Annotated in this window: 11 protein-coding genes; 10 read left to right on the plus strand and 1 reads right to left on the minus strand. The window is 40.6% G+C overall.

The features are described 5' to 3' along the window. The first annotated feature begins 4 nt into the window (after positions 1-4). From larE to speB, 10 genes are all read left to right on the plus strand, one after another. Positions 5-844 carry an ATP-dependent sacrificial sulfur transferase LarE gene (gene larE, locus FCL54_RS04655; protein ID WP_138123711.1) on the plus strand — a complete coding sequence of 280 codons (840 nt, stop codon included), beginning with the start codon at positions 5-7 and terminating at the stop codon, positions 842-844. A 4-nt stretch (positions 845-848) separates the two neighbouring features. Next, on the plus strand, positions 849-1610 hold the full coding sequence (gene larB, locus FCL54_RS04660; RefSeq protein ID WP_138123991.1) for a nickel pincer cofactor biosynthesis protein LarB: 762 nt from the start codon (positions 849-851) through the stop codon (positions 1608-1610). Then, positions 1607-2461, plus strand: a complete 855-nt coding sequence (gene larC, locus FCL54_RS04665; protein ID WP_138123713.1) for a nickel pincer cofactor biosynthesis protein LarC — start codon at positions 1607-1609, stop codon at positions 2459-2461. The genes larB and larC overlap by 4 nt, the downstream gene beginning before the upstream one ends. 14 nt (positions 2462-2475) lie before the next feature. Next, positions 2476-3456: a 2-hydroxyacid dehydrogenase gene (locus tag FCL54_RS04670; protein ID WP_138123715.1), complete on the plus strand. Its 981-nt coding sequence runs from the start codon at positions 2476-2478 to the stop codon at positions 3454-3456. Positions 3457-3497: 41 nt separating this feature from the next. Beyond that, a complete protein-coding gene (locus tag FCL54_RS04675; protein WP_138123717.1) occupies positions 3498-4589 on the plus strand; it encodes a 2-hydroxyacid dehydrogenase in 1092 nt (363 codons plus the stop codon). Between the two features lie 28 nt (positions 4590-4617). Continuing rightward, positions 4618-6162, plus strand: a complete 1545-nt coding sequence (locus tag FCL54_RS04680) for an FGGY-family carbohydrate kinase (protein WP_138123719.1) — start codon at positions 4618-4620, stop codon at positions 6160-6162. Between the two features lie 35 nt (positions 6163-6197). Then, positions 6198-7154 (plus strand): bile acid:sodium symporter family protein, encoded by a 957-nt coding sequence (locus FCL54_RS04685; protein WP_138123721.1) that lies wholly within the window; start codon positions 6198-6200, stop codon positions 7152-7154. A gap of 239 nt (positions 7155-7393) precedes the next feature. Further along, complete coding sequence (locus FCL54_RS04690; protein ID WP_138123723.1) at positions 7394-8773, plus strand: sigma-54 interaction domain-containing protein; 1380 nt, start codon at positions 7394-7396, stop codon at positions 8771-8773. 106 nt (positions 8774-8879) lie between these two features. After that, complete coding sequence (locus FCL54_RS04695) at positions 8880-10253, plus strand: YjiH family protein (RefSeq protein WP_138123993.1); 1374 nt, start codon at positions 8880-8882, stop codon at positions 10251-10253. A 246-nt stretch (positions 10254-10499) separates the two neighbouring features. Next, positions 10500-11489 (plus strand): agmatinase, encoded by a 990-nt coding sequence (speB, locus tag FCL54_RS04700; RefSeq protein ID WP_138123725.1) that lies wholly within the window; start codon positions 10500-10502, stop codon positions 11487-11489. A 318-nt stretch (positions 11490-11807) separates the two neighbouring features. Here speB and FCL54_RS04705 read toward each other — a convergent pair whose 3' ends face one another. After that, entirely contained in the window at positions 11808-12287 is a 480-nt protein-coding gene (locus FCL54_RS04705; protein WP_138123727.1) for a VanZ family protein, read from the minus strand. Positions 12288-12380 lie beyond the last annotated feature (93 nt).

The raw sequence follows: 12380 nt of genomic DNA on the forward strand, positions 1-12380 counted from the left end.
CAAGATGTCATCAAGCGAACTACAACAAAAAAATGAAAAGCTCGGCCAAGTTTTATCAGAAATGGGTAACGTTTTAATTGCTTTTTCTGGTGGGGTGGACAGTGCATTTCTTCTTGCCAGGGCCCAGGAAGTACTGGGTTCCGATGTACTGGCGGTCACAGCTGCATCAGAAACGTTCCCTGACAGGGAGTTTGATGAGGCGGTATTACTTGCAGAAGATTTAAATGCGAACCATTTTACAATAGAAATAAAAGAATTTGAGAACGAAGATTTTGTGAAAAATGATAAAAATAGGTGTTACTTTTGCCGGTTCGGTTTGTTTGACAGACTTGTAAAGCTTGCGGAAGAAAAAGGATATCCTTACATCCTTGATGGGACAAATGCAAGTGATGCAGGAGATTACCGCCCTGGAATGAAAGCAACGCGTGAAAAGGGCGTTAGAAGTCCATTGAAGGAAGCTGGTCTCACAAAAGACGAGATTCGTCAGTTATCAAAGGAAATGGGGTTAAGAACGTGGGATAAGCCTTCTTTTGCCTGTCTTTCCTCCAGAATTCCTTATGGTACAAGAATTACCGGAGAAGCAATAAACAAACTAGACCTGGCCGAAAATTACCTGTTAAGGGATTTAGGATTCCATCAGGTGAGGGTGCGCTATCATGACAAAGTTGCCCGGATTGAAGTAGAGCCTGCTGAGATTGAAAAAGTAATTGCATATCGGCAATCGATCAATAAACGTTTTAAAGAAATCGGATTTACGTATGTAGCATTAGACCTGGAAGGATACCGTACTGGCAGTATGAATGAGGTTTTATCAAAGGGTGAAGTAAATGGACAACCAAAATAACTTCATTTTAGATTCTATTCTTGAGCAGGTCCGGGAAGGCACCCTGGATATAGATGATGCAAAAGAAAGATTGAAAACATACAAGGACCTTGGCTTTGCAAAGCTGGATTTCCACCGGGAAGAGAGACAGGGATATCCGGAAGTGGTCTTTGGAGAAGGAAAAACGGTCTATCAGATCATCGAGATCATCAAGGTTCTTAAAGCGCGCCATCGACGAATCTTAGCGACCCGTATTTCTCCGGAAAAAGCGGCTGCAATTCAGAAAGAAGTAGAGAATCTTGTATATAACGAAACAGCCAGAACCCTTTTCTGGAAAAATGCTGAAGAACAAACAATTCTATATCAGGGCTATGTTGCGGTTGTTTCAGCAGGAACATCAGATTTAAGGGTAGCAGAAGAAGCTGCTGTAACTGTAGAGGCGATGGGGTGTGAAGCCGTACGTATTTGCGATGTCGGCGTGGCAGGAATTCATAGGCTGTTGGATAATCTTGAAATAATTCGTAACGCAACGGTTTCAGTAGTAGTAGCAGGAATGGAGGGAGCCCTCCCCAGCGCGGTTGGAGGGCTTGTCTCCCATCCTGTTATTGCAGTACCGACAAGTGTAGGGTATGGAGCAAATTTCGGAGGGCTTTCTGCACTCCTTTCGATGATTAATTCCTGTGCGTCCGGAATTAGTGTAGTAAATATCGACAACGGGTTTGGCGGTGGCTATAATGCAGCCCTTATCCATCGGATGGCGAATGAAAAGAGAGGTGAACAGCAGTGAAAACCCTTTATTTTGATTGCGTATCAGGAGCTAGCGGTGACATGGTCATAGGTGCACTTATTGATGCAGGTGCTGATCCTGCTTATCTAAAAGAAGAGCTAAAAAAGCTCGGCATCGAGTCAGAATATGACCTTGCGTGGAAAAAAGTAAATAAGAATGGCATCACATCTACGAAGTTTGATGTTTTGTTAAGTGAAAAGGAAAGTTCACACCATCATCATGAAGATGGACATTCACATCATCACAGTCATGACCATGGGCATCTTCACGATCATGAGGACCATCATCAAGATCACACCCAAGATCACGAGCATCATCACGATCACAACCATGCCCATCATCATCGCACTTATATGTCGATTAAAAAAATGATTAGTGACTCTACTCTAGAGGAAAAGGTTAAATCCCTTTCTATAGCAATTTTTAAAAAGATTGCAGAAGCTGAAGGGAAAATCCATGGGATGCCGATAGAAGAAGTGCATTTTCATGAGGTTGGTGCCGTGGATTCTATCATTGATATTGTCGGCACCGCGATATTGATGGAATCTCTGAGAATCGATAAAGTTGCTGCGTCACCTGTTCCCTTAGGAGCTGGCAAGATATCGATTGACCATGGCATTTATCCTGTTCCGGCTCCTGCTACACTGGAGATATTAAAAGGGGTACCGTTAGAAAAAAGTGATGTGCGAGCCGAGCTGGTTACACCAACAGGTGCTGCTATTATAGCAGTGCTTGCTGAGGAATTCGGAGGCTTGCCATCATTTACCGTTGAATCGATTGGCTATGGAGCAGGAACCAGGATGTTTCCTTCCCATCCAAACGTAATTAGAGTAGTGATCGGTAATTCTTAAGAGTGAGGGATAGAATGAGCAAACCATATATTTACATAACACGGAAATTGCCAGAAGAGGTAATCGCACCGTTGTTTGAAATAGCAGATGTAGGAATGTGGGAAAAGGAGGAGGATCCAGTTCCTCGAGATATTTTAAAAAAGGAAGCAAGCCGGGCAACTGCCTTATATACGATGTTAACGGAGGACATTGATAAGGAACTGTTTGACCTGGCTGAAAATTTAAAGGTGGTTGCAAATTTAGCAGTGGGCTACGACAACATCGATATCGACTATGCAACAAAAAAAGGCGTTTATGTATGTAATACGCCTGATGTACTTAGTGACACAACGGCAGATCTTGTGTTTGCTTTACTTATGGCAACGGCCAGAAGAGTAACAGAAGGCGCTGAGTACATAAAACAGGGGAAGTGGAAACACTGGAGTCCCTTATTAATGGTTGGACATGATATTCACCACAAAACAATCGGAATTGTTGGCATGGGAAGGATCGGCGAAAAGGTCGCTCTCAGGGCAACTGGATTTGAAATGGATATTCTCTATCATAATCGTAGAAGAAATATAGAAGTTGAAGAAGGGATTGGGGCAAGCTTTACTTCATTTGATGAATTGTTAAGCACATCAGATTTTATTGTGTGTATGGCGCCACTTACGAGCGAGACAGAAAATATGTTTGATAACAGGGCATTTCAATTAATGAAATCCTCCGCCATTTTCATTAACGCAGCTAGAGGGGGCGTGGTGAATGAAGAAGCGCTGTTCAGTGCCCTTAAGAATAAGGAGATCGCTGGAGCTGGCCTGGATGTTTTTAAGGACGAACCGATTTCTGCTGACCATCCACTCCTTGCTTTCAAAAATGTCCTTGCCCTGCCGCATATAGGGAGTGCAACAATTGAGACCCGTTATAAAATGATGGAGCTTGTTACGAGAAACATACTTAACGTTCTAAAGGGAGATAGCCCTGAAACAATTGTAAATGATGAATTGCTGAATTAGTATGCTTTCCTGAGCGCTTTTCATCTAAAGGAGGAGAACGAATGAAAATAGTTTGTATAGGCGATGCTATGATACCCGGAGAAAATTTCCACAAGGCTGCTACAGAGCTGGGAGACCATAACATCGTTAGTTCTAATTGGATTTCTGATTGGGAACAGCTGCAAAGTAGAAGATTGGTTGTTGAGCAACAGGGACCGGAAGTTGAAGATGTACCTGAAGCTTTTTTAAATAACAAAGACGCTGATATGTTGCTCGGTCTCTTTAGCCCTTTCTCCGAACAGGCAATGGACTCTTTTGAAAATCTTAAATTGATAGGTGTTGCTAGAGCAGGAACAGAAAACGTTAATATTCCTGCAGCAACAGAAAGAGGAATCCTTGTAGTGAATGTGATGGGGCGTAATGCAGAAGCCGTATCAGATTACGCAGTAGGGATGATGTTAAGTGAATCTCGCAACATTGCCCGTGCCCATCATGCGATTAAGAGCGGGAACTGGAGGAAAGAGTTTACAAATTCTGCCCATGTACCAGAATTAAAAGGAAAGACAATCGGTATTATTGGTTTAGGGTATATCGGAAGGCTTGTTGCGAAAAAGCTATCGGGTTTTGGAGTTAAACTTATCGGGTTTGATCCATGGATAGGTGAAAAAGATGCAAAGGAAGCAGGCGTTGAATTGGTTGATAAAGAAACGCTATTCTCACATGCAGACTTCACTACTGTACATGCCCGCCTGACGGAAGAAAGCCACCATTTGGTAGATTATGAGGAACTAGGAAGAATGAAGCCAACATCTTATTTTATTAATACAGCAAGATCGGGATTAGTTAACACGGATGCTCTTGCAGCGGCTTTAAAGGAAAAGAAAATTGCCGGTGCGGCGCTCGATGTGTTTGATATTGAGCCGATACCTGAAGACAGTCCTTTACTTGACTTGGATAACATAACATTGACAACCCATATTGCAGGTACTACAAGTGAAGCTTTATCAAGATCGCCATATCTTTTAGTAGATGAGATTCGTAAAGTACTAGATGGCGAGGGGTCCAAAATGGTGAAAAATCCCGAGGTATTGGATGAACCAAAGGTAAAGGAATGGTTGCACAGTTTAAATTCCACAGTAAATAATCCTTCTTAATGTTTCAAAGATAACAAAGGGGATTTTTATGAAACGAAACGAAGAAAAGCTTATCTTAACGATCGATGTAGGGACAACCGCTACCAAAGCAGTATTGTTTAATTTAGAAGGTAATATTGTTAGAGTGGCTCATAAAGAGTACAGCAGTAAATACATTCAGCCTTCTATAGTCGACCATGATCCGAATACGTGGATACAAGCTATCACCTTTGTTGTTCCAGAGGTAATGAATGGCCTTTCTCCAGACGCTGTATCCGCAGTTAGTGTAACAAGCCAACGAGCCACGATTATTCCAGTAGATTCAAACGGAGAACCTCTGGCTGATGCTATTCATTGGCAGGATAAAAGAACGTTAGCAGAATGTGAAGAAATACGGGAGACAATAGATGAGGAAGCTATTTATAATAAGACTGGCCTGCGTATCGACCCATATTTTTCTTTGCCTAAGATTCTCTGGCTGAAAAAACAAGGTAATCTCATAAATGAAACAGCTTATCTATTAACTGTCCATGACTTTATTATTCATTATTTAACAGGTGAATTTAAGACAGATTGGACACAGGCTTCTCGAACAATGCTTTTTAATATTAACTCGTTTCAGTGGGATAGAGATTTGATGAATCAGTTTAATATTAGTTCTTCGATGATGCCAGATGCATATCCTCCTGGAACAGTAGCCGGCAATCTAAAAGAACAGGTTGCAAAGCAGCTTGGTTTAAGAGATGGCATTCCGGTTGTTATGGCTGGGGGAGACCAACAATGTGCTGCAGTTGGTCTTGGAGTAACCAGAATTGGTACAGCTAAAGTAACAACTGGAACAGGTTCCTTCGTAGTAGCTCCTGTTGGCCAGTCAATCAGGGATAAAGGCAAAAGAGTCTTATGCAGTCCCTCTTCTATAAAAGGGCAATGGGTAATGGAGGCAGGTATTTTTACTACAGGATCGATTTATAGATGGCTTAAAGATGAACTAATATCTCATAAAGGCATTGATTCCACAGTCACTTTTGAGGATTTAAATCGCGAAGCAAGCGCTTCACAAGCAGGAGCAAACGGCATCTTAATGGTTCCCCATTTTGCTGGAAGTGCAAGCCCATACTGGAATCCGAAATCGCGAGGAATTGTTTTTAATCTAACACTTGGACATAAACGTGCAGATATTATCAGGGCTTTCCTGGAAGGCATTGCGTTCGAAATAAACAAAAACATAAAAGTTATTAACGATGTTTTAAGAGAAAGTGCTTTTCAAACTTCAGAAGGCGTTAATGAAGTTTTCGTCAGCGGCGGATTGGTTAAGGCTGATCTCTTTAATGAGATCCAAGCAAACATTTTTGGGAGAAAAGTGGTTCCGGGAAAAGCAGAAGAAGCTACTGCACTCGGCGCTGCTATACTGGCTGCAGTCTCAATTGGAGTATATCGTACTGTTCCGGATGCTTGTGAAATAATGACTAACAGTGCGGGAAAGAAAGCATATCAGCCAGACGAAAAAGTGCACAGCTACTATCAAAAACTTGGCAAAGTCCATGATAAAATTTATCGATCTTTAGATGAAGCAGGCGTATTTGAGGAGATTTGAGTTTTTTATTTTATATAACTGGGGAGCTAGAATTCATGCTTTACAAGATAAATAAGAGTTTGCAAAAGTTTATGCCGTTTATGACCCCGATGTCTGTTGTACTGGGGATATTGTTTTCTGAATGGCTAAACTCGTATGTTTTTCTAGTTCCATGGATATTTGCATTCATGACATTTTCGGGAAGCCTTGGTTCTAATTTTAAGTGCTTGAAAAACGTGATTACTTATCCTTTGCCATTGATTGCATGTTTGCTTGTTCTTCATCTCATTATGCCGACGATAGCCCTGGGAGTAGGCCACCTTGTGTTTCCAGGGGATTTCTATACGACGACTGGCCTGGTTCTTTCTTTTTTAATTCCAACGGGTATTACTTCTTTGATATGGGTTTCCATTTATAGAGGTAATGTTGCACTGACTCTTTCTATTATTCTTATCGATACGCTTATAGCGCCTTTCATTGTACCGTACATTCTTAAAATTTTTGTCGGACAGGCAATAGAAATGAATCTGTGGGATATTACGGAAGGCCTGTTATGGATGATCGTGTTCCCATCGTTGTTGGGAATGGCTATGAACCAGGTGACAAAGGGAAAAGTAGTGGAAACAATTGAGCCGATATTATCACCGTTTTCGAAGATTGGCGTAGGTCTTGTGGTTGGAATTAACAGCTCAGCTATAGCTCCTTACTTTAAAGCTATTGACACGAAACTATTGTTAATTACTGGAATCGTGCTTTCTCTTGCAGTTCTTTCCTATATAATCGGCTTTGCTACAGGTAAATTGCTGAAAGAAAACTGGGAAACAATCATTTCTTTAACCTATAACAGCGGAATGAGGAACATCAGCGTAGGAGCAGTGATTGCAGTTACTTATTTCCCTGCTCAAGTGGCGGTTCCGGTGATTGTTGGGATGTTGTTTCAACAAATCTTAGCCTCCTTTTCAGGCGTTTTATTAAATCGGGCTTCAGACTCTGTGGTTTATCAAAATACTTAACACAAAAAGGTGCCAGGCACCGCAAATGGACAACTGTCCACGAGCGGTGCCTGGCACCTTTTTGTATAATTTTACCTTTGTTCAATGAGACTATTTTATGTATATTTAAAAATAAATAATATTCAGAAATGAATAGTCGACAGCTTGCACTGCTGTGAACGACAAATGTTGATAAAAGTTTTAAATTTTATTCAAAAATGAATAGTGAAAGAAAAAATAGAAAGGAGATTATTTCTTAAATGAAAAAAACACAAAAAAATTTTGATGAAAATGAAGCTGTTTTGCATTCCCTTAAAGATGATATTCTTGTCACAAATTTAGATGGTACTATTTTAAAGGTTACTGATACAACTAGCAGCATTTATGGAGTTCATCCGGATGACCTTATTGGACGATCCGTTTATGATCTGGAACAGGAAGGAGTATTTACACCAATCATCACGCCACTTGTTTTAAAGGAAAAAAAGAAGCAGACGATTGTCCAATCTACTCGTGAAGGTAAAAAACTTCTAGTTACAGGTGTGCCTGTGCTTGATAAGGATGGAAAGCTTTGGCGAGTAGTAAGCTATTCTCACGATATTACGGAATTGATGAAGATGAAAAGTTACTTTTTAGAGATGCAGGATGAGATGGATAGGGTTAAAAATGAATTAAAGCTATTACGTGATCAGAACTTTAATAATGAAGGAATTATCGCAAAGGATAGAGAGATGAAGAAAAGCCTCATGGTTGCAAACCAGGTAGCTGAAGTAGATGTGAACGTTCTTTTGCTAGGAGAGTCAGGGGTGGGAAAAACGCAGTTGGCCAAGTATATACATAATAACAGTCCACGAAAGAACGAGCCGTTTATCGAAGTGAACTGCGGAGCGATTCCTCAATCATTGTTCGAAGCGGAATTCTTCGGATATGAAAGCGGATCCTTCTCTGGTGCAAAATCCCAAGGGAAAATAGGACTCGTTGAACTAGCAGAAGGAGGTACATTATTTCTTGACGAGATTGGGGAACTACCACTGGAACACCAGGTAAAAGTATTAAAGTTTATCCAGGAAAAATCTTTCTACCGTGTAGGAGGAACGAAGGTAAAAAAAGTTGATTTTCGTCTAATATCAGCAACAAATCAACCGCTTGAAAAGCTGGTGGAAGAGAAAAGATTCCGAGAAGACCTTTTCTATCGTTTGAATGTTATTCCGATTACAATACCTCCGCTTCGTAAGCGATCAGCGGATATCGTGCTTTTAATTAAACATTTTCTTGATGTTTTTTCGAAAAAACATAATCGTGAGCGAGAATTAGATGAAGCGGTGATGCAGCAATTGTTAAATAACGAATGGAAGGGAAATGTCCGTGAGTTAATGAATCTTATGGAACGCCTTATTGTAACATCTTCTTCTCCCATCATTTCAATCGAGGACTTGCCCGATGGTTATGTTAAGGGGAAAAATGAACTCGCCTCGTTTCAGTCTGGTCAGCAACCCCTGAAAGCAATCTTGAAGCAAGTAGAAAAACGAGTTCTCAATGATGCGAAACAAACTTATAAAACCACAACAGAGGTTGCCAAACACTTAGGCATCAGCCAACCTTCAGTAGTCAGAAAATTTAAAGAATACGGAATAAAATAAAACTTGGCATAGGACTTGCATTTAAAATTTGTGAAAGAAATTTATTCGTGTTTATCCACGATCACAAAGAAAGGATGAATGGTTATTGAGTGCTGAAAGAAATGTGATGGTTGAACAAGAGTCCTCAGTACAGTCCAATCCGTATTCACTTGGTGACAAGTTAAAATTCATTATCCCATCGTTGTTAGGACTATTTTTATTCCTGGTGCCTATTCCTTACGGTGGAAAATGGACGATAGGGGTCGGAATTCTCGCTGAAAGTTTGCAGGCAGTCTTTGATCCGTATTTACCACAGTTTATGACTGCAATATTAGTTTTATCTGTAGTTCTTTCATTGGTCGGGAGTATTGTTAAACCTGATTGGGTCGTACGTTCAAAATTTTTTAATGAATTATTTAATGTAAGCGGATTCTGGATCACGATGAGGGTGCTTGGATCGATTTTTGCGATTATGACGTTGAACAAGTTGGGGCCTGAGTTTATTTGGTCTGAAATAACGGGTGGAACAGTCTTGTTCTCGCTTGTTCCTGTGCTGACAACATGGTTCCTTTTTGCGGGCTTGTTAATGCCGTTGCTGTTAAATTTCGGTTTGATGGAGTACATAGGAACAGTTGTCCGGAAAATTATGCGTCCATTGTTTAAGCTTCCAGGACGTTCTTCCATCGATGCTATTGCTTCCTGGATGGGTAGCGGAACAGTCGGTGTATTAATCACAACAAAGCAATATGAAGAAGGGTTTTATTCAAAGCGGGAAGCAGCAGTTATTGCGACAAACTTTTCCGTAGCGTCAATCGCGTTTAGCCTCGTTGTGATTAGCTTCATCGGCCTTGATCATTTGTTTGTACCATTTTACTTAACTGTAGTTGTGTCTGGGCTTATCGCGGCGATAATTTGCCCGCGCATCCCTCCGTTATCCAGGAAAAAAGAAACCTATTATGAACCAGTAGGAAAGCAGATTTCTGAAGACGTTCCAGAAGGAGTTTCCCGTTCCCAATGGGCTTTTGAATTAGCTGTTGGAACAGCGAGTAAAGTGAAAAGTGCTAAAAAAGTTGTTTTGAGCGGACTTCAAAATGTACTTGATATCTGGTTTGGATTGATTCCCCTTGTTATGGCACTTGGAACCTTTGCGCTCGTGCTCGCAGAGTTCACGCCTGTGTTTGACTATCTAGCATATCCACTCGTTCCGATTCTTGAGCTGCTTCAGCTTCCAGAAGCAAAAGCGGCTGCACCAGCGATGCTTGTCGGCTTTGCCGATATGTTCTTGCCAGCTGTTGTCGGGAAATCGATCGAAAGTGAACTGACACGGTTTGTAATTGCTGGTATCTCATTGACACAATTGATATACATGTCTGAAGTAGGCATCCTGCTCTTGAAGTCCAAGATTCCATTAAACTTTTTAGAGCTGGCAATTATCTTCTTACAACGTACGATCATAACATTACCAATTATCGTAGTGATGGCGCACCTGTTTTTCTTTTAACTTCCATTGGCGTGAAGGACATCCTTTGCGTCTTTTTCAATCTTTTTTGTTCCACCATCACGGACGAACAACTAGATTATGCCCTGAAAGTTATTGAAGAAGTGGTCGCTGAAGTGGCCGAATAAAAAGCAGGGATATTGAAGGCGAATATATAAACACAAACAAATATTGTTAGATCATAGCTTGAGGGCAATTCTATCAGTCTATAAAAACCCTTTTTGCCCAAACAAATTTAGGAGTGATAAAATGTATCAACCGAAAGATTCATCAAAATCACCTCGATTCACTGGTGTAAGAACGTTTATGAGACTGGAAAACATTCGTACGACTGATAATGTGGATTTTGTAGTGGTAGGAGTTCCGTTTGACACTGCAGCTTCGAATCGCGTCGGAACACGTTACGGTCCGCAGCATATCCGGGAATTCTCTGTCCTGCTCCGTCCTTACAATCCGGACCAGGAGATTAACATTTTTGATTATTGTTCAGGTGTTGACTATGGTGATATAGACGTTGTGCCTGGTAATATCCATAGGACCTATGACAATATGGTCGAAGGATTAAATCCTATTTTAGAAAAAGATGTTACACCGATTATTATGGGAGGGGATCATTCCATCTCACTCGGAAACCTTCGTGCATTTTATAAAAAGTACGGTCCTATCTCTCTTGTACATTTTGATTCTCATGGAGACACATGGGATAACTACTATGGCGAGAAGTATATGCATGGAACCCCTTTTAGAAGAGCAGTAGAAGAAGGATTAATCGATGTCGAGCATTCTATTCAAGTTGGCATGCGAGGACCGTTATATGGCCCGGAAGATATTGAGGATGCACGTGATTTAGGGTTTGAAGTTATCCCTATGAAAGAAGTACGTAAAATCGGCCAGGAAGAAGTCCTCCGCCGTATTCATGGCCGTGTTTCAGGTGATCGTCCGGTATTCGTTACGTTTGATATAGACTTTGTAGATCCCGCATATGCTCCTGGTACAGGAACTCCAGAGGTAGCCGGACCAACGAGTTATGAAGCGCTCGAATATGTTCGTGGATTAGATGGGCTCAACATGGTCGGCTTTGATTTAGTAGAAGTGCTACCGGCATATGATCATGGAGAAATTACGGCTGCTTTAGCTTCTGCAGTCGCATTTGAAATGATTACTCTTGTTGCTCTGAAGAAAAGAAGGGAAAAAGCTTCGGAAACAGCTTCAACAAAACGGGAAAAAGAATTTTCTTAGAGAGAAAGTTAGTATCTTTTCAATCATATTCAAAACATTTATTAAAACTGAGCTGTTCCAGCAGCTCAGTTTTAATAATGGTGATGCTTCCACATATTTTTTGCCTCTAAAAAGTCCAAAAATATGCGAGAGGGACTTTTCCGATTAAGATTTGAACAACAGGTAGACAAAAGTTGCTTAAAAATTCCTCTGGATAACCATAAAGGATAGGATGTTTCAACAACAGTTATTGCTTATTTTAAATGCGATAATAAAAGAAAGGGGAAGCCTTCTTGGTTTTTCCTTTTTGAAGTATGGAGCATCTAGACTTCATTATTATTAGTGATCAGGAATGGTCAGTTGTTCATTACTTTTCTCAGTCTCCCCACCTTTGGCCGATGGTGAATATTCGGTAATAAAATTCAGTCCTAAAAGGATAGGGGCAATGATAAGAGCAGTAGCCAGGAGTAGAGATACTGCATATCTATCGTTCTTTAAATCCCTCTTTTTCTTCTTATTGCTGAACAATTTAATGCATATGTAAATCAATAAGGGAGTAATTAGTCCGGCCGAAATTCCGATTATGTTAGCTATCGCATCATAAAACTCTGTACTTCTGTCTGGTGAAAACCATTGCCGGTATTCTTCCACAATCCCTATGAAAGATAACGTAAAGCCAATTGTAACCAAACGTAGCAATCCATTTTCGGATGGTGGTACTACAAGCGCGAACATACCTAAAGTAAAAGAAACAATCGTAAACAGCGAAAAATGCATCAATTTATCTATTCCAATATGAACGGTATCGAACAAATGCACATCCATCACCTCTAGTAATAGTATTGGTAGAGGAATAGGGAAGTAAACCTGAGAAGTTTCGTTATATTTAGAGTTAAACAAACGTTTGATTAA

It is taken from the genome of Exobacillus caeni (assembly GCF_005747095.1).
Lineage (GTDB): Bacteria > Bacillota > Bacilli > Bacillales > Guptibacillaceae > Exobacillus > Exobacillus caeni.

Bases quoted from the DNA above. Each gene is read 5' to 3' on its own strand.
- FCL54_RS04685 (WP_138123721.1), top strand. From the start codon at position 6,198: ATGCTTTACAAGATAAATAAGAGTTTGCAAAAGTTTATGCCGTTTATG.
- FCL54_RS04695 (WP_138123993.1), top strand. From the start codon at position 8,880: ATGGTTGAACAAGAGTCCTCAGTACAGTCCAATCCGTATTCACTTGGT.
- speB (WP_138123725.1), top strand. From the start codon at position 10,500: ATGTATCAACCGAAAGATTCATCAAAATCACCTCGATTCACTGGTGTA.
- larE (WP_138123711.1), top strand. From the start codon at position 5: ATGTCATCAAGCGAACTACAACAAAAAAATGAAAAGCTCGGCCAAGTT.
- FCL54_RS04670 (WP_138123715.1), top strand. From the start codon at position 2,476: ATGAGCAAACCATATATTTACATAACACGGAAATTGCCAGAAGAGGTA.
- FCL54_RS04690 (WP_138123723.1), top strand. From the start codon at position 7,394: ATGAAAAAAACACAAAAAAATTTTGATGAAAATGAAGCTGTTTTGCAT.
- FCL54_RS04680 (WP_138123719.1), top strand. From the start codon at position 4,618: ATGAAACGAAACGAAGAAAAGCTTATCTTAACGATCGATGTAGGGACA.
- FCL54_RS04675 (WP_138123717.1), top strand. From the start codon at position 3,498: ATGAAAATAGTTTGTATAGGCGATGCTATGATACCCGGAGAAAATTTC.